This window comes from Parvibaculum sp. (genome assembly GCF_045863935.1).
Classification (GTDB): Bacteria; Pseudomonadota; Alphaproteobacteria; order Parvibaculales; family Parvibaculaceae; genus Parvibaculum.
The window spans coordinates 12,427-29,944 of record NZ_BTVP01000024.1 but is presented as its reverse complement, the minus strand read 5'-3'; the positions used below and the strand labels follow the sequence as shown (position 1 = coordinate 29,944).

Here is a 17,518-nt window from a genome sequence, read left to right as displayed (position 1 = left end):
GAGCCGAAGTTCCGCTCGTCAGTTCGCTGCCGCGTGAATGGACTTGAGGCTTGCGAAAAGCTTCGCCGCGCCATCAAGCGGAAGACAGCTCGGCCCGTCGCAAAGCGCCTTGTCGGGTTCCGGATGGAATTCGAGGAAGACGCCGTTTGCGCCTGCCGCGACGGCAGCTTTCGCGATGATGGGAACGCCGCTGCGGCGGCCGCCGGTCGAGGCGCCCTGCGTGCGCGGATCGGCGCCCGGAAGCTGCACGGCATGCGTCGCATCGATAGTTACCGGCGCGCCGAGCTTTTTCATCTCGTCGAAAGCGAGCATGTCGACGATGAGATTGTTGTAGCCGAAGGATGCGCCGCGCTCGCAGAGGATCGTCATGTCGGGTGCCGCTGCCTCCGCGATCTTGGAAAGGATGTTGCGGCAATCCCAGGGCGCGAGGAACTGACCCTTCTTCACATGGAGTAGCCCGCCCGCCTTGTGCGTCGCTCGTGCGGCCGCGACCACGAGGTCCGTCTGACGGCAAAGGAATGCCGGTATCTGCACGAGGTCAGCGACCTCGGCAATGGCTTCGGCCTGTGCCTCTTCGTGGATGTCGGTGCAGATCGGAACATTGAAGCGCTGCTTCACTTCCGCAAGCATGGCGAGGCCGTCCTTGAGGCCCGGTCCACGATAGCTCTTGATCGAGGAACGGTTCGCCTTGTCGAAGCTCGCCTTGAAGACGAAGGGAAGTTTCAGCTCGCCGAGCACCGATTGAAGATGCTCCGCCGTTGCAATCGTAAGATCGAGGTCCTCAAGAACATTAAGGCCGGCAATGCAGAGAAGCGGCTCGCCATCGCCGATTGCCATGTTCCATTTGGGAAGCTTGAGGACGGTCATGATCCGCATCACTTTCTTTGTTGGCAGTGAAGAATTTACAGGTCTTTGCGCATGAAGCAGCGCCGCTCGACGGGCAATCCCATATCCTGCTCGTGATAATGCGCGAGGAACAGGGCAGGCGTCCACTCGTGCCGGGCAAGCTCGCGAAACCCGCAAGATACATAGAAGGGGCCGTTCCAGGGCAAGTCGCGGAACGTCGACAGCGTGACCGCCGGATAGCTGCTGTCGCGGGCGTGCTCGCAGACGGCGTCGACAAGCTTGCGACCAAGACCCTTGCGCCCATGTAAGGGGTGTACGGACAATTCATAGATATGCATGGAGCGGTCGAGCGGGGCCGAGAGAATGAAACCGGCGGGCGTGCCGTCAGCCGTGGCGACGAAGACGGCGCCGGCGCGCGCCGAGGCGTCGATGAATTCCTTGTCGGTAGGCTCGTGGGAAGCGATTTCAGGCAAGCCCGCTTCCACGAACAAGGCCCCCGCGGCCTTCTCGATGGCGGCGAAATGCTCGACGTCCGTGGGTTCGCAGGTGCGGATATCATAGGTCATTTTGGGCGTCCAAAAGGCCGTCTGTCATCGAAATGTTATCGAAACGTCACATATCGCCAGGATATCCCCGGTGCGGGGATAAACGGGGATGCCGATACGGGGGGTAAAAAATCTTGTCCCCGGTTCCGGACATCCGGCGGGCGATGTCGCGCGCGGTCAGGCGGGAGGCGACAGCAAAGCGCGCGTCGCTGCCTCCACATCCTTCTGCCGCATCAGGCTCTCGCCGACCAGAAACGTCCGTACACCAACATCCGAAAGGCGCAGGATATCGGCATGGCTGAAGATACCGCTCTCGCCGACGATGAGGCGGTCGTCCGGAACGAGGGGGGCGAGCCGCTCCGTCGTCGCGAGTGTCGTCTCGAAGGTCTTCAGGTTCCGGTTGTTGATCCCGAGAAGAGGGCTCTTGAGGGCGAGGGCGCGCGTCAGCTCGTCTTCATCGTGAACCTCCACAAGCACGTCCATCTTCCAGCCGAAAGCTGCCTGCTCGATTTCGGCGGCCTGCGCATCGGAAACAGCCGCCATGATGATGAGAATGGCGTCCGCTCCCATCGCACGCGCTTCGGTGACCTGGTAGGGGTCGTACATGAAGTCCTTGCGGATGACGGGAAGGGCGGTCGCGGCACGCGCGGCGGCGAGATAGTCCGGCGCTCCCTGGAAGGAAGGCGCGTCCGTCAGGACGGAAAGACAGGTCGCGCCGCCCGCCTCATAGGCGCGTGCAAGCGCGGGCGGATCGAAATCCGCGCGGATGAGCCCCTTGGACGGGCTCGCTTTCTTGATCTCGGCGATGAGCGCATAGCCGCCATCGGCGATGCGGGTCCGAAGCGCGGAGGCGAAACCACGCACAGGCGACGCTGCGCGGGCTGCCTTCTCTATGGAAGCAAGCGGATGCGCCCGCTTCGCGGCGGCAATCTCCTCAAGCTTGTAGGCGCCGATCTTTTCGAGAATGTCAGACATCGGATTTCCCGTTCGAGACCGCGACGAGCTTCGCGAGCGTCGCCTTTGCCGCGCCGCTGTCGATGATCCGGGCGGCCGCCACGGCGCCGTCCTTGAGGCTTGATGCCTTGCCCGAGACGATGAGCGCGGCCGCGGTATTGAGCAGCACGATATCGCGATAGGCACCCGCTTCGCCATCGAAGAGGCGTCGGATGGCGGCGGCATTTTCCGCCGGGTTGCCGCCCTTCAGGTCTTCGGCGGATGCGCGCGGCAGACCTGCATCTTCGGGTGTCACCTCGAAGACGCGAATGGCGCCATCCTTGAGCTCGGCAACAGTGGAGGGGCCTGTTGTCGTGATCTCGTCCATGCCGTCGGAGCCGTGGACGACCCAGGCGCTGTCGGAGCCGAGATTGCGGAGCGCTTCCGCGAAAGGTACGACCCATTGGGCAGCGAAGACGCCGAGCAACTGGCGTTTCACGAGCGCCGGATTGGAAAGCGGCCCCAGCATGTTGAAGACGGTCTTGATGCCGAGGTCGGCGCGGACCGGCGCGACATGCTTCATGGCGGAATGATGCGCCTGCGCGAACATGAAGCCGATGCCTGCCTGCTCGATACAGCGCGCGATGGTGACCGGGTCGATGTCGAGATTGACGCCGAGCTCCTGCAGCGCGTCCGCCGTGCCCGAAAGCGAGGAAGCCTTGCGGTTGCCGTGCTTTGCGACGGGAACGCCGGCAGCCGCAACGACGATGGCGACGGCAGTGGAAATGTTCCATGTACCGATGCCGTCACCGCCCGTGCCGACGATGTCGATGGCATCCGCAGGCGCGGTGACGCGAAGCGCGCGCTCCCGCATGACGATGGCGCCCGCCGTGATCTCCTCGACCGTTTCGCCGCGCACGCGAAGCCCCATCAGGAAGGCCGCGATCTGCGCCGGCGTCGCCTCGCCGGACATGACGGTCTCGAAGGCGGCGCGCGCCATTGTGGCGTCGAGCGGCCGGCCTTCCGCGAGCCGGGCAATGATGGTCTTGAAGTCGGTCATAGCCCCCGCTTTTCCCTTCAGGCCAGTTCGCGCGTGTTCATGCCCGCGAGCTGCAGGAAATTACGCAGGATGTCGTGCCCATGCTCGGAGGCGATGCTTTCCGGGTGGAACTGGACGCCATGGATGGGCAGTTCCTTGTGCTGCATGCCCATGATGATGCCGTCATTGGTCCAGGCCGTGATTTCGAGGCAATCCGGCAGGCTTTCGCGTTCGACGATGAGCGAATGATAGCGCGTCGCCTCGATGGGGCTCGGCAGATACTGGAAGATGCCTTTGCCGCCATGATGGATGGCGCTCAACTTGCCGTGCATGAGGGTTGGCGCGCGAACGACCTTGCCGCCGAAGGACTGACCGATGGCCTGATGGCCGAGACAGACGCCGAGAAGCGGAATGCGATGCGCGGCAGCGGCCTGGATGAGATCGAGGCAGATGCCCGCCTTGCCGGGGTCGCAGGGGCCGGGCGAGAGGACGATCGCCTGGGGGCGTTCCGAAAGAGCCTCGTTGACCGTGATCTTGTCATTCCGGTGGACGCGCGCCTCAGCCCCCAACTCGCCCAGGAAATGGACCAGGTTGTAGGTGAAGCTGTCGTAGTTATCGATAAGGAGCAGCATGGCCCGAACCTTGGTTTTGCAGCCGAAAAGGCCGCTTGAGGCCACTATATAGGCGCCGGAGCGAGAGGGTCGCAAGGTTTAGCAGCGATGCCCGATTCGGGCTATGCGATGTACCGGCAAGGAATGTAGAGCCGTTTACATTGCGAGAACCATACAGGGCGAAAGCGGCGTCTCCGTGGGGGCGGGTTTCGCCTTCAATTTCTGAAGGCGGCGGCGTCTACTGCCGCTTGCCCGCCTGCGAGGCGTAGCGCACCGCTTCCTCGGCCGCGCGGAAGAGCGCCTTTGCCTTGTTGACGCTTTCCTGATGCTCGCCCTCGGGGCTTGAATCGGCGACCACGCCGCCGCCCGCCTGAACGTACATCTTGCCGTCCTTGACGATGGCGGTGCGCAGCACGATGCAGGTGTCCATTTCGCCGGCCGCCGAGAAATAGCCGACGCAGCCCGCATAGGGTCCGCGTTTTTCGAGTTCGAGTTCGTCGATGATTTCCATGGCGCGGACCTTGGGCGCGCCCGACACCGTTCCCGCGGGGAAGCCGGCGACGAGCGCCGAAATCGCGTCATAGGCGGGGTCGAGATCGCCCTCGACATTCGAGACGATGTGAATGAGATGCGAGGTGAACTGCAGCGCGAAGCGCTCCGTTGCCTCGACCGTGCCGATCTTCGAGACGCGACCGACATCGTTGCGGCCGAGGTCGAGCAGCATCAGGTGCTCGGCGCGTTCCTTCGGATCGGCCAGAAGCTCCTCGGCAATCGCCTCGTCTTCCGCCTTGTTCTTTCCGCGATGGCGCGTGCCCGCGATGGGGCGGATCGTGACCCTGTTGTTCCGGACACGGACGAGGATTTCGGGGCTCGACCCCACAATCGAGAAGTTCTCGAAGTTGAGGAAGTAGAGGAACGGCGAGGGATTGATGCGCCGGAGCGCGCGGTAAAGCGCGAAGGGCGGCAGCTCGAATGGCGTTTCGAAGCGCTGCGAGAGCACGACCTGGAAAATGTCGCCTGCGGCGATGTATTCCTTCGCGCGGGCCACCATGCCGTAATAGGTGTCGCGCGGCGTGTTCGACTGGGGCTCTTCGAGGGCGGCGATGTCTGCCTGCTGTGAGCCGTGCGGCAGGGCGCGGTCGAAATCCGCGATGACGTCCGAAAGCCGTTCGCTCGCGCGCGCATAGGCGGCGCGGGCGCCGACGCCGGGCTCGGGCCTGACCGGCGTCACCAGCGTCACTTCATCCTTCACGGAATCGAACACGGCGATGATGGTCGGGCGCAGGAAGATGCCGTCGGGAAGATAGAGCGCGTCCGGGTTCTGGTTCGGCAGGTGCTCCATGAGGCGCACCATGTCGTAGCTCATATAGCCGAAGACACCCGCCGCCATGGGTGGCAGTTCTTCCGGGAGCTCGATCCGGCTTTCCTCGATGAAATCGCGCAGGCTCTTCAGCGCGCCGCCGGGACAGGGCTCGTAGGCGGCATCGTCGAAGCGCGCCTTGCGGTTGATCTCTGCGTGGTCGCCCTGGGTTCGCCAGATGACGTCCGGCTTGAGGCCGATGATCGAATAGCGGTTGCGCGCATCGCCGCCCTCGACCGATTCGAGAAGGAAGCTGTTGGGCTTGCCCTCGGCGATCTTCAGCATGGCGGAGACGGGCGTCTCCAGGTCGGCGACGAGACGCGTATAGACAACCTGCGCCGTGCCGGCGTTGTACGCAGCTTCGAAGGGCTCGAACTCGGGCAGGATCATCTTGTGCTGTCCGTCGCAGTCATCTGCTCGTAGAGGCTCGTGTTGACCTCGACGCCGAGCTCCTTCTGGTAGCCGACGACGAAGGATTGCAGAATGTCCGTCTGGATCGAGTCCCGGACACCATTCTGGATTTCGGCGTATTTGTCGGAGCCCTTGTCGAGCGACGGCTCGTGAACTTTCTTCACCTGCATCAGAAGGAGGCTTTCGCCGAGGCCGACCGGGCCAGAGGCAAAACCGCCTTCGGGTGTGGCGAAGAGCTTGGCGACCGCCGTCCGCGAGAAGGTATCGTTCTGCGCGTTGCGGGGAATTTTCGGCATGGTGAGAACGCCGCGATCCAGCTCGGCCGCAATCTTGTCGAAGCTCTCCCCCGCATTACCGCGCGCTGCAAGCTTTTCCGCCAACGCCTCGAGACGCGTGGAACGCTCTCTCTGCTTCCAGATGGTGAGCACGCGGTCCCGCACTTCGTCGAGCGGTTGAACGGCCGCGGGTGTCACCGCGTCGACCTGCACCCAGTAGTAGCCCTGCTCGGTCGTCGCAAGCGGTGGAATCTGTTCGCCCGCGCCGTTGCTGTAGGCCGTCTCCAGGAGTTCGGGCAGCGCCTCCGGCAGTTCGACCGGATCTCCCTTGCGGGTCTTTCCGTCCTGCGTCACACCGCTGATCTGGCGCAGGTTGAGGTTGTAACGCGTCGCGATGCTTTCGAGCGGTTCGCCGCCCGCGCGCGCATCCTCGATGCTGTTCTGGATGTCGTAGATCTGTTCCTGGGCCATCTCGAGTTCGAGCGTCTGGCGCAGCTTGTCCTTCACCTCTTCATAGGTGCTGGGCTTTGCTTCCGAAATCGCACCGACATGGAAGACAGACCAGCCAAGCGGGCCCTTCACCGGCTCGCTCCACGCACCGCTTTCGATCGAGAAGGCCGCATCCGCGAGCTCAGGCGACAGCATTTCTCCACGCGACACATTGCCGAGATCGACATCCTCCATGGTGAGGCCGAGACCCTGCACGATGGTTTCGGTCTCCGTGCCGGAGCGAAGCTTTTCGAGCGCTTCCTTCGCGGCGTCCTCGGTGCCGAAGGTGACCTGTTGGACTTCGCGGCGTTCCGGCACGTCGTAGTCGCCGCGCCGCTGCTCATAGGCCTCGCGCAGGTCGTCCTCGGAAATCGTCATGGTCTGCGTGATGTGTTCGGGTTCGAGAACCATGAAGCTGATGTCGCGCGTTTCCGGCAGGGTGAAGGCGGCCGCGCCCGCTTCGTAGAAGGACTGCAGCGTTTCCGCGTCCGGATCCTCGATCTCGCCGGCGAGCGAGGGCGGCAGGATGATGTACCCGGCGGTGCGGGTTTCTTCCTGATAGTTCGCAACGACCTTCACGAGCGCACCCGGCGCCGCAACGCCCAGGGAGAGGGAGGTGATGAGCTGGTCGCGCGCCATGGCCTTGCGGCGCTGCTCGACGAAGCGCTCCTCGCTGACGCCGTTCGCGCGCAGGGTCTGGCGGAACAGCTCGCGGTCGAAGCGGCCGAAACCGCCCTGCAGGTTGGGGTCGGTCAGGATGGCCTGGCCGACGGCGTCGTCGCCGACGGCGAGCCCCAGATCCTTTGCCGCACCGTCGAGCGCAGCCACGCTGATGAGGCGGGAGAGCGCCGCCCGGTCGATGCCGAAGCGCCGCGCCTGTTCGAGCGTCACCGGCTGGCCGAGGCGCTGCGAGAAGCGATCCATCTCGGCGCGGAGCTCGCGCTCGAAGGCGACGCCGTCGATTTCCTCGTCGCCCACCTGGGCCAGCGTGTTGCCGCCGAAGCCCGAGAAGATGTCGGCAATGCCCCAGACCGCGAAACTGACGGCGAGCAGGCCGATCAGAAGCTTGGCTACCCAGCCGGAGGCGCTTCTACGGAGTGAATCGAGCATCATGCGGTCTTTCTGTCTGGAGCCCCTCTGCCGGCGGCCCGGACAGGCCGCCACCCCCTTGCGGGAGGGCGGCATGATAGGTGCGGGACCTTGCCCCCGCAAGCGGATCGGAGCGGCTTCCGGCTTGATTTTCCTTGGAAAATGCCGACGGCACGGTGCCGCCGCCCGCCTTCACAGGGGGACATGGAAGACGGGCGGGGCGCCGAAGCGGACATAGGCGTCGATCCCCGCGAGCGTCATCGCGGCAAGTGCCCACATGGCGACGAAGCTGGCGCTTCCCCAGAGCAGGAGGGCGAAGACCGGCCCCAGCATGTGAGGCTCCTCGTCACGCACATAGGCAAAGAGGAGCGCGGGCAGCGCCGCCTCGAGCGCCGGCAGGAAGACCGCAAGGCCGTCGAGCAGGGTGGCGGGTGCCTCCGTATTGAAGACGGTGACAGTGAAAGCGGCCATGGCGGCGGTAACGCCTGCGGTGCGGGCATTGCGGACGGTCCAGGACGCGGTGGCGGCAAGCATGAGAAACCTCCATCCGTCTCCGCGGGGCGGAGAACGGCAAAATATTCGTTGAGTATTTGTGGCGCCGGACAGCAGGCAAGACTTGATCGTCCGGTCCCTCGCGATACGAAGAGCCGTTATGGCGGATGGCCATGGCCGGTGACGATTGTGAGATCAGCAGCGCGGGAAGGCAGGAGGGCCGCGGATTTCCCATGCCGGTGCGGCAGAGGGGAAGGCGCGGGGGCCGCCGCCGTCATGCGGCGGACAGAAGTATTCGATGAACATGTTGAACTCCCGGAACACGAGGGTGGCTCGATGACCGGAGTTCTGAAAACACAAGAGCCCCGATCTGGTGGATGGGGCTCCTAAACGTCGATTTTGCAGGCTTGTTCAGCGCACGCGCAAGCGACCCGGCCCCGAAGGCGAGTAGTTCCAACCGAAGGTCTTCACGACCGATTGATGACAACGCTTTTCCATGGCGCGCAAGCTACACCTGAGTCGTTTACTTGCCAATCGATCAGTCATCGAAATGAAAATTTCAAGGTGACTGTGTTCTATTTCACTCAGGTCTATTTGACCCATGCGCCGCGCGTATGTTGGCGGGTGCGGGGGCATCTGCTAAACGGACGCACCTGGATCGAAGAGCGGAGCAAGAAGATGGCGGCACGCGTGAAGGCGCTGGTGGCAGGCAACTGGAAGATGAACGGGGTGAAAGCCTCGAAGAAGGAAGTGACGGCGCTGGCGAAGAAGCTCGCGACGTCGAAACCCGCCTGCGACGTTCTCATCTGCCCGCCCGCCACCTTGATCGCGACGCTGAAGGAGACGGCGAAGGGCACGAAGATCGCCATCGGCGGCCAGGATTGCCACGCGAAGGAAAGCGGCGCGCATACGGGCGATATCTCGGCGGAGATGCTGAAGGACGCGGGCGCCTCTCATGTCATCGCCGGGCACTCCGAACGCCGCGCCGACCATGGCGAGACCGACGCCGCCGTGCGGGCGAAGGCGGAAGCCGCGCATCGCGCGGGGCTGGTTGCCATCGTCTGCGTCGGCGAGACGGAAGCCGAGCGCGACGCGGGCGAGACGCTCAAGGTCATCCGTACACAGCTCAAGGGCTCGCTGCCGGACGCATCGACGGCCAAGACGACGGTCATTGCCTATGAACCGGTCTGGGCCATCGGCACCGGCCGCACGCCGACGCCGGACGATGTGGCGAAGGTCCATGCGGCAATCCGCAAGGCGCTCGAGTCCCGGTTTGGGACAGAAGGCGCGAAGATGCGCATTCTCTATGGCGGATCGGTGAAGCCATCGAACGCGGCCGAGTTGATGGCAGTGCCGAACGTGAACGGCGCGCTGGTCGGCGGGGCGAGTCTCAAGGCGGACGACTTCTGGGGAATTATCTCTGCTTATCTTTGATGCTGCATGCCTGCGCTTGCAATGGGATGAATCCGCTGCGACAAATGTGCTGTGGGGGCGCAAGTATCGGATATAGCAATGGACGCTATCCCGCATTTCGGCACGGACGAAAGCCTGCAATTCTTCGACTATTGGCGCGCACTGCCGAGGGATGACGGCGTTGTGCCCGACCGGAGGCATTTCGATCCGCTGGCGATCCGCCGGCTGATGCCGATGATGGTGATGGTCGAATATGCCGATCTTGAATCCGCAACTTTCCGCTTCGCAGGCACGAAGCTGACGGAAGTGCTGGGCTTCGATCCGACCAAGAAGAAGTATCTCGACCTGCTGGAACAGGATGCGATGGGTTCGTTCTTTGCCGCGAGCGAGCCGTTGATCACAGTCCCCTGCGGCGGGCGCTTTCCAATCACGATTCAGGCGGCGACCGGCTACACCTTGAAATGCGAAGCGCTCGACCTGCCGCTCTTCAACGGGAAGACGGGCACATGGATCGTCATGGCGCTCATGAGCGTGCGGGAGGTGTCGGGGCTGCACGGCGGCGACGACTTCCGGATCCTGGAGATCGGGAAGGGGGAGTGGATCGACATAGGCGCGGGTGTCCCGAAGACGTGATGCGGGAGGGCGCTGCCATCGGTATTTGAAGGGAACCTGGCGCCGCCGATTGGCGGCTGGTGGGGCTTTTGACCTCGATTTGGAGGCCCTGATGCGGATGCTTCTTGTAAAACGAGGAATTAGCCTCTATATACCGCCTGTCAAATTTTCTTGGTTCGGCTGCTCTCCACGCTCGCGATCGAGCGCCGGACCTGTCTTTCCCGATCCCTAAAAGTTTGATCCACCGGTATGCATGAGCACCGGCGGTACTTCTCCACGTTATAAGGAATGCCATACATGGCGAACGGAACAGTCAAGTGGTTCAACTCCCAGAAGGGCTTCGGCTTCATTCAGCCGGAAAGCGGCGGCAAGGACGTTTTCGTCCATATCTCCGCAGTTGAACGCGCCGGCATGCGCGGCCTCGACGAAGGTCAGGCGATTGCCTATGACCTCGAGACCGACCAGCGCAGCGGCAAGGTTTCGGCCGGCAATCTTCGCTCGGCCTGATGAACTCGAAGGGGCGCTTCGGCGCCCCTTCTGCTTTTTGGGAGCACGAAATGGCACGCAAAAAGCCCATGGATGGCGAGTTCGTCGCCTTCAACATCATCTATGAGGACGGCTCGCTGAGCTCCAACCGGAAGGTGCCGACCTCGGCGCTGGACGGGCTTGCCGATACGGCCGGCGCGAAGGCCGTCATCGAGGCGCAAGACCGCGATATTGCCGAACGATCCGGCAGGCCGCGCGGCCGCGTGAAATCCCTCGAACGCGTCAAGCGCAAGTGAGCCCATGGCTTTCAAACCGAACTACCGTCACGAGCGTTCCGAGCGCGCCCGCAGCAAGGCAGCCAAGGCGCAGCAGAAGCTGAAGGACCGCGAGGAAAAAGCCGCGCTCCGCAAGACCGCCGACCCCGAAGACGGCACGGTGCCCGAAGATGGCGCGATGCCCGAAGACGGCGAGAGCGACGAGGGGACACCCGAGGATTGATCATGCAGAAGCACAAATACGATATCGGCGAGACGGTGGAGTTCACCGCCGGAGGCTCCTATCCGCCCACCGCGCGCGGCCACTATACCGTTGTGCGCCAGCTTCCCGCCGAGGGCGACGGCTACCAGTACCGCATCAAGAGCCTCTCCGACGGCCATGAACGCATGGTCCGCGAAGGCCAGCTCGGCTGACACCCCGGCCTGGCGGTTCGCCGCCAGATGGGCGCCTGAAGGTGCTTGTCACCCCGGCTCGCGACAGGGCTGGAAACCGGGCGCTTCATGCGCTACAACCCGCCGCGACCGGCCTGGCCGCTTTCATGGCGGCTGAGGCTCTTTTTCGTTCAAATTCCGGATTCGGGCGGCCCTCATGGCGACCATCATTCTGATCATTCATCTGATGCTCGCGGTGGCGCTTGTCGCGACCGTTCTGCTGCAGCGTTCCGAGGGCGGTGCTCTCGGTATCGGCGGCGGCGGAGACGGCTTCATGAGCGGCCGTGGCGCAGGCAATGCGCTGACCCGCGCGACGGCGATTCTCGCCGGCCTTTTCATGACGACAAGCCTTGCGCTCGGCATCATCGCGGCGCGCGGCGGCTCGGCCGACAGCGTGCTCGACGGGGTGGTGCCGCCGGCCCAGACGGAAGACGCGGGCGATGTGAGCGTTCCGGCCCCGATCGGCTCGGATTTCAGCACGCCCGACGCGATCCCGCCGGCCAGCCCGGAAGGCGAGGCCGCGCCCGAACCCGCCGAACCGAGCGTCCCGCGCGCTCAATAACGAGAGTTTCCGGCCGGACCCGGCTCTGGGGGCGGGGTTTTGCCGGACGGACTATTTTTGCCCGGAGCCGCAATTGCCGCTTCGAATCGTTTCGCTTGGTGTAATCTAGGGGCCCATGACGCGGTACATTTTCATCACCGGCGGCGTGGTTTCCTCCCTCGGTAAGGGTCTCGCATCCGCAGCGCTCGGCGCGCTCCTGCAGGCGCGTGGCTATTCCGTGCGGCTTCGGAAGCTCGATCCGTATCTCAATGTGGACCCGGGGACCATGTCCCCGATCCAGCATGGCGAGGTCTACGTGACCGACGACGGGGCGGAGACCGATCTCGACCTCGGCCATTACGAGCGCTTCACGGGCGTGCCCGCGACCCGCGCCGACAACATCACCACCGGACGCATCTATCAGGAGATCATCACGCGCGAACGCCGCGGCGATTATCTCGGTGGCACGGTGCAGGTGATCCCGCATGTGACCGATGCAATCAAGGAATTCGTCCTGTCGGGCAATGCCGATGTCGACTTCGTGCTCTGCGAGATCGGCGGCACGGTGGGCGACATCGAGGGCCTGCCTTTCTTCGAGGCGATCCGCCAGCTCGGCAACGAACTGGAGCGCGGCCAGACCTGCTACATCCACCTGACGCTGATGCCCTTCATTCCGTCTGCGGGCGAAATGAAGACGAAGCCGACGCAACACTCCGTGAAGGAGCTGCGCTCCATCGGCATCCAGCCCGACGTGCTGATGTGCCGCTGCGACCGGCCGATCCCGAAGGACGAGCGGCGCAAGATCGCACTCTTCTGCAATGTGCGCGAAAGCGCTGTGATCCAGGCGATGGACGTCGACACGATCTACGACGTGCCGAACGCTTATCACCGCGAAGGGCTGGACGAGGAAGTGCTCTCCGTCTTCGGCATCAAGGATGCGCCGGAGCCGAACCTCGCGAGCTGGCAGACCATCACGCACAATATCCGCGAGCCCGAAGGCGACGTGACCATCGCCATCGTCGGCAAGTACACCGGGCTGAAAGATGCCTACAAGTCGCTCTCCGAGGCGCTCGTTCATGGCGGCATCGCGAACAAGGTTCGCGTCAACGTGAAATGGGTGGAGTCGGAAATCTTCGACACCGAGGACACCGCGTTCTATCTCGAGGATGTCGACGGCATTCTCGTGCCGGGCGGTTTCGGCGAGCGCGGCAGCCAGGGCAAGATCCGCGCGGCAGAATTCGCGCGCACGCGCAACGTGCCCTATTTCGGCATCTGCTTCGGCATGCAGATGGCGGTGATCGAGGCGCTGCGGAATATCGGTGGGCTCACCGGCGCAAGCTCGACGGAGTTCGGACCGACGAACGAACCGGTCGTCGGCCTGATGACCGAATGGATGCGCGAGAACGAACTCGTAACGCGTGCGGCGAATGGCGATCTCGGCGGCACCATGCGCCTTGGCGCCTATGAAGCGGTGCTGAAGGAAGGAAGCCGCGTCGCGCAGATCTACGGCTCGACGCGCATCAGCGAGCGGCACCGCCACCGCTACGAAGTGAACATGACCTATCGCGACCAGATCGAGAAAGCCGGGCTCGTCATGTCCGGCGTCTCGCCCGACGGGTTGCTGCCGGAGATCGTCGAGCTGCCGGACCATCCCTGGTTCATCGGCGTGCAGTATCACCCGGAACTGAAGTCGAAGCCCTTCGAACCGCACCCGCTGTTCCGCTCCTTCGTGGAAGCGGCGGTTGAGCAGAGCCGGCTGGTTTGACGGGGTAGGGCAGACGGCTTACGCCGTCTGCTTCTCGCCCCTGATCGACGCCGAGACTTCGGCCAGCAGTTCGGCATTGCCGAACTGGGCGGCACCTGCATCCATTTTCCCGAGCGCGTATTCAGGCGGCACGACTTCCGGTCCCTGACCGGCGGGCAGGGGCGGCGTGTAGTAGCCGAGCGCATAGCTTCCCATCGAATAGCCGATCAACGCCTGCAGCTCGGACGAGAGCGTCTTCGCGATTTCGGGCGGGCAGGAGAGATACTGGTTCTCTTCCTGGCGCAGCCAGCCGAGCGTGTAGGTGATGTTGATGCCGATGCGGTCGCCATTCGACACGTTCTCGCCGCCGCCATGGAAGACGCCGCCGGAATAGACGAGGACGGAGCCCGCGCTCATTTCGGCATAACCGATCTGATCGTCCGTCGGCTGATAATCGTCCGGCCAGTCGAGGCTGCCGGGGCAGACCTGCGTGGCACCGTTTTCCTTCGTGAAATCGGTGATCGCCCAGATCGTGTTGAACTGCGGCTCAAGCCCCTTGAGATAGGTGCCCCAGGCCCAGCGGTCGCGATGGATCTGCTGCTTCTTCTGGCCGGGCGTGATGCGGATGACCTGCGTCAGGTGAAGCTGGATGCGTTCGCAGAAGGGTTTGAGGAAAGCGTTGGCGGCGTCGACAATGGTGTTGTTGGCAACCATGTCGCGGCAGGCGGCCGAGCGCGCGACAAGGGCGCCGGTACGCGTCGTCAGGTTGCCGGTGAAGTCGTCGCGGCCGAAATCGGTCGCCTCGATATAGGGCATGGTCTCGGCACGCACCTGCTCGAGCTGCGCGGGCGTCAGCGCATCTTTCAGGATCAGCGCGCCGTCGCGCTTCAGCACGGCAAGGATTTCGTCTGTGCTTGCCGTTGCGGGCAGCGTTACGAGTTTCGGCATGATCTATCCTCCCTTTCCGGCGCGGCGCTTTTCCGGCTTTGGAAGCAGCGGGCGCAGCATGGCTTCGAGTTGGGCTTTCTGGCGTTCGGCGGGCCACTCCTCGCGTTCGAGCGTGGCGCGAATGCAGAAGCCGTCAATGACGGAAATAATCGCGTCGGCGGTGATGTCGGGGGCGATACGGGAGGCAAGTTTTCCCTCCGCCTGATGGCGGCGGATGATCGTGGCGAGCCCGTCGCGGAATTCGTCGTAATAGGCCTTGTTGATGCGGGCGAGCGCCGGGTCGCCCACGGCGCGGCCGAAGAAGCTCATCCAGACGCGCCAGTCGCGCATGGCGTCCTCGTCGATGGGCAGGATGAGTTCCGCGAGCGCCACGATGTCGTCCGGCTTCTCCGGATGCCGCAGCATGAAGAGAATATTCTGCGCGACATGGTCGAGCGCGGCGAGCAGCACCGCGTCCTTGTCCTCGAAATAATGGGTGATCGTGCCTGTCGTCGCATTCGCGGCGCGGGCGACATCGACAAGGCGGGTATTGTCGATGCCCAGATCGCCGATCACCGCAATCGCGGCTCGGGCAATGTCTCGACGGCGCTCATCATGGTCGATCTTTTTTGGCATAATGGTGATTATATAAAAATCACCTCGGGATGCAAGGGGGTGGCATCACATGTTCGCCCCCGCCCCGAAATTTGGTGCGCTTCGCTTCCAAATTTCGACCCTCCCCGAGGGGAGGGTGGGAAGAAACGCCCTTATCTGTTTTTCTCACCGGGCGGTCAGGAGAATCCGGGAAGTCGCCACACAATGCCGAACCAACCGCCCACCCTCCCCTCGGGGAGGGTCAAACCGCTGCAAGCGGTTTGGGGCGGGGGCACGAACCAGGGATTTGAGGGGCGCCAGCGAAAGCTCCTCATATAAAGGGGAGCTTTCGCGGCGGCTGACGACCGCTCAGTTGCGGTGCGGAATGACGACCTTCATCGACTCGTACCCCTTCACGAAGCTGGAGAAGGTACGCTTGGGCTCTTCCACCAGGATGATTTCGGGGAAGCGCTTGAGAATTTCTTCCCAGATGATGGTCAGCTGCAGCTCGGCAACGCGATTGCCGACGCAGCGATGGATGCCGAAGCCGAACGACATGTGCTGGCGCGGCCGCTCGCGGTCGATGATGTAGTCGTTGGGCCGCTCGATGACTTCTTCGTCGCGATTTCCCGATACGTACCACATGGCGACGCGGTCGCCGGCTTTGATGGTCTTGCCGCCGATCTCGACGTCGCGCGTCGCCAGACGCGCCATATGCGCCAGCGGCGTCTGCCAGCGGATCGTCTCGGAAACCATCGACACGATCAGGTCGGGATTGGCCCGCAACTTGGCATACTGATCCGGATTCTTGTTCAGCGCATAGACGCTGCCCGAGATCGTGTTGCGCGTGGTGTCGTTACCGCCGACGATCAGCAGGATCACGTTACCCTGATAGGTTTCCTTCGACATGTTTCGCGTTGCCGGCGTGTGCGCCAGCATCGAGATCATGTCGAAGCTGGGTTCGGCGTTGACGCGCTGGTTCCACAATTCCTGGAAGGCGTCGAAGCACTCGAACATCGCCTCGCCTTTTTGCTGCCAGCTTTCCACCGGCCCGTGACCTGGCAGATTGGTGATCATGTCCGACCAGTAGGGCAGCTTGCGCCGCTGCTCGAAGGGGAAATCGAAGAGCGTCGCCAGCGTCATGGCGGTCAGCTCCTTCGACACCAGATCGACCCAGTCGAATTCCTCGCCGATCGGCAGGGAATCGAGAATCAGGCCGGCGCGCTCGCGGACGATCGGCGCCATCTTGAGCAAATTCGCGGGCGCGACCGCGGGGGTCACGGCCTTGCGCGCGGGCGTGTGCTCGGGCTCGTCCATTGTGATGAACCCGGCGCCGCCACGGCGCACGCCCATGATCTTCTCCTGCTCCGCCCTTGCCTCCAGATTGGCCAGCGTGATGCCGTCGGCCGAGGAAAACGCTTCATGGTTGGTGTCGACCGCCATGATGTCGTGCCAGCGGGTGATCGACCAAAAAGGGCCGAACTCGCTCTCGGGCGTGTAGTGCACCGGATCCTCGCGGCGCAGGCGCTCGAAATAGGGCCACAACGTATCCGACTGGAAAAGCGCCGGTTGCGCCGGATTGAGCGTTTCCAGGGGCTCTGCATAGGCCGCTTCCTGGGCCTCTACGTATTTCGCAGCTATCGCGTTCATCCCGTTCCTCCACAAGGCATTGATTCACCTGCTTTTGGCTACATCAGAGGGTTTCGAACGGCGTTCTGCAATCCCTCTCGGACAGCGTTCGCTGCTGCAGGTGCGAAGGGACAACGGCTATTCGGGGCTATTCGGGGCGGACAATCAGATAGGAAATGCCGGCATATAGCTTTTCGGACATCTCGGGAGGAAGTTCGCCATTTGGATAGGAGGAGGTGATCGCGGCCATGCCGCGTCCGAGCGCCCAAAAAACCAGGGCGACATTTTCCTGGTGCTCGGCCGGAAACCGGTCATCTGCCTTCACCGCGGTCTCGTAGACCTGGAATGTCTTGTACGCGGCGTCGCGCAAGGCTTCGTGGCGGGCCATCAATTGTTCGCCGAACATCAGGGAAAAGAGCGCCGAATTTTTCTCGGCGAAGTCGAAATAGGCGCGGGCGCTCGCCTGCATGGCGGAGGGGTACTCCCCTTTCTCCTGGAAGGAAATTATGTGCCGGCTCAGCTCGCCAAATCCCATAATCGCCAAATTCAGCAGCAGCTCTTCCTTGTTCTCGAAGTAGTGGTAGATCGACGCGATGCCGATCCCCGCGCTCTCCGCTATCGCGCGCAGGCTCAGTTTCTCCGCGCCCTGTGCGGACAGAATTTGCATCGCAGCGGAAAGAACCTTTGCTCTCGGGCTCCCGATTTCCCCTGGACCGGATTTGACGTCGGTGCTCATGCTTCAATCCTGTCGAACGGCGCAGTTCGAGGCGCAGGA

Annotated in this window: 20 protein-coding genes; 8 read left to right on the top strand and 12 right to left on the bottom strand. The window is 63.3% G+C overall.

Translation table 11 applies throughout. The features are described from left to right. Positions 1-18: 18 nt before the first annotated feature. The 8 genes from kdsA to ACKUUH_RS11325 form a co-directional block, all read right to left on the bottom strand. Positions 19-867, bottom strand: a complete 849-nt coding sequence (kdsA, locus tag ACKUUH_RS11360) for a 3-deoxy-8-phosphooctulonate synthase (RefSeq protein ID WP_407950031.1) — start codon at positions 865-867, stop codon at positions 19-21. Between the two features lie 35 nt (positions 868-902). Further along, positions 903-1,412, bottom strand: a complete 510-nt coding sequence (locus tag ACKUUH_RS11355) for a GNAT family N-acetyltransferase (protein WP_407950030.1) — start codon at positions 1,410-1,412, stop codon at positions 903-905. 156 nt (positions 1,413-1,568) lie between these two features. Further along, complete coding sequence (gene trpC, locus ACKUUH_RS11350) at positions 1,569-2,366, bottom strand: indole-3-glycerol phosphate synthase TrpC (RefSeq protein WP_407950029.1); 798 nt, start codon at positions 2,364-2,366, stop codon at positions 1,569-1,571. Further along, on the bottom strand, positions 2,359-3,384 hold the full coding sequence (gene trpD, locus ACKUUH_RS11345) for an anthranilate phosphoribosyltransferase (RefSeq protein WP_407950028.1): 1,026 nt from the start codon (positions 3,382-3,384) through the stop codon (positions 2,359-2,361). The genes trpC and trpD overlap by 8 nt, the downstream gene beginning before the upstream one ends. A gap of 17 nt (positions 3,385-3,401) precedes the next feature. Continuing rightward, positions 3,402-3,995: an anthranilate synthase component II gene (locus ACKUUH_RS11340; RefSeq protein WP_407950027.1), complete on the bottom strand. Its 594-nt coding sequence runs from the start codon at positions 3,993-3,995 to the stop codon at positions 3,402-3,404. Positions 3,996-4,212: 217 nt separating this feature from the next. Continuing rightward, positions 4,213-5,724, bottom strand: coding sequence for an anthranilate synthase component I (gene trpE / locus ACKUUH_RS11335; RefSeq protein ID WP_407950026.1), 1,512 nt, complete (start codon positions 5,722-5,724; stop codon positions 4,213-4,215). Next, positions 5,721-7,622, bottom strand: a complete 1,902-nt coding sequence (locus ACKUUH_RS11330; protein ID WP_407950025.1) for a SurA N-terminal domain-containing protein — start codon at positions 7,620-7,622, stop codon at positions 5,721-5,723. Before ACKUUH_RS11330 ends, trpE begins: the two co-directional genes overlap by 4 nt. Positions 7,623-7,790: 168 nt before the next feature. Then, positions 7,791-8,132 (bottom strand): hypothetical protein, encoded by a 342-nt coding sequence (locus ACKUUH_RS11325; RefSeq protein ID WP_407950024.1) that lies wholly within the window; start codon positions 8,130-8,132, stop codon positions 7,791-7,793. Between the two features lie 636 nt (positions 8,133-8,768). Here ACKUUH_RS11325 and tpiA point away from each other — a divergent pair. The 8 genes from tpiA (at position 8,769) to ACKUUH_RS11285 (ending at position 13,614) form a co-directional block, all read left to right on the top strand. Next, complete coding sequence (gene tpiA, locus ACKUUH_RS11320; RefSeq protein ID WP_407950023.1) at positions 8,769-9,524, top strand: triose-phosphate isomerase; 756 nt, start codon at positions 8,769-8,771, stop codon at positions 9,522-9,524. 78 nt (positions 9,525-9,602) lie between these two features. Then, positions 9,603-10,136 (top strand): PAS domain-containing protein, encoded by a 534-nt coding sequence (locus tag ACKUUH_RS11315; protein WP_407950022.1) that lies wholly within the window; start codon positions 9,603-9,605, stop codon positions 10,134-10,136. 276 nt (positions 10,137-10,412) lie between these two features. Then, positions 10,413-10,622 carry a cold-shock protein gene (locus ACKUUH_RS11310; protein WP_322314410.1) on the top strand — a complete coding sequence of 70 codons (210 nt, stop codon included), beginning with the start codon at positions 10,413-10,415 and terminating at the stop codon, positions 10,620-10,622. A 50-nt stretch (positions 10,623-10,672) separates the two neighbouring features. Next, complete coding sequence (locus ACKUUH_RS11305; protein WP_407950021.1) at positions 10,673-10,897, top strand: hypothetical protein; 225 nt, start codon at positions 10,673-10,675, stop codon at positions 10,895-10,897. A 4-nt stretch (positions 10,898-10,901) separates the two neighbouring features. Further along, the gene (locus ACKUUH_RS11300; RefSeq protein ID WP_322314408.1) at positions 10,902-11,099 is read left to right on the top strand and encodes a hypothetical protein; all 198 of its coding nucleotides are present in this window, start codon (positions 10,902-10,904) and stop codon (positions 11,097-11,099) included. 2 nt (positions 11,100-11,101) lie between these two features. Further along, the gene (locus tag ACKUUH_RS11295) at positions 11,102-11,290 is read left to right on the top strand and encodes a hypothetical protein (RefSeq protein ID WP_407950020.1); all 189 of its coding nucleotides are present in this window, start codon (positions 11,102-11,104) and stop codon (positions 11,288-11,290) included. Between the two features lie 175 nt (positions 11,291-11,465). Beyond that, positions 11,466-11,870: a preprotein translocase subunit SecG gene (secG, locus tag ACKUUH_RS11290; RefSeq protein ID WP_407950019.1), complete on the top strand. Its 405-nt coding sequence runs from the start codon at positions 11,466-11,468 to the stop codon at positions 11,868-11,870. A 115-nt stretch (positions 11,871-11,985) separates the two neighbouring features. Continuing rightward, entirely contained in the window at positions 11,986-13,614 is a 1,629-nt protein-coding gene (locus ACKUUH_RS11285) for a CTP synthase (RefSeq protein ID WP_407950018.1), read from the top strand. 18 nt (positions 13,615-13,632) lie between these two features. On the opposite strand, the gene ACKUUH_RS11280 is transcribed toward ACKUUH_RS11285, so the two are convergent. From ACKUUH_RS11280 to ACKUUH_RS11265, 4 genes are all read right to left on the bottom strand, one after another. Next, entirely contained in the window at positions 13,633-14,541 is a 909-nt protein-coding gene (locus ACKUUH_RS11280) for a phytanoyl-CoA dioxygenase family protein (protein ID WP_407950017.1), read from the bottom strand. A 3-nt stretch (positions 14,542-14,544) separates the two neighbouring features. Next, positions 14,545-15,156 carry a TetR/AcrR family transcriptional regulator gene (locus ACKUUH_RS11275; RefSeq protein ID WP_407950016.1) on the bottom strand — a complete coding sequence of 204 codons (612 nt, stop codon included), beginning with the start codon at positions 15,154-15,156 and terminating at the stop codon, positions 14,545-14,547. 327 nt (positions 15,157-15,483) lie between these two features. Continuing rightward, positions 15,484-16,764: a cytochrome P450 gene (locus tag ACKUUH_RS11270; RefSeq protein ID WP_407950015.1), complete on the bottom strand. Its 1,281-nt coding sequence runs from the start codon at positions 16,762-16,764 to the stop codon at positions 15,484-15,486. Positions 16,765-16,891: 127 nt separating this feature from the next. Beyond that, positions 16,892-17,479, bottom strand: a complete 588-nt coding sequence (locus ACKUUH_RS11265; RefSeq protein ID WP_407950014.1) for a TetR/AcrR family transcriptional regulator — start codon at positions 17,477-17,479, stop codon at positions 16,892-16,894. Positions 17,480-17,518 lie beyond the last annotated feature (39 nt).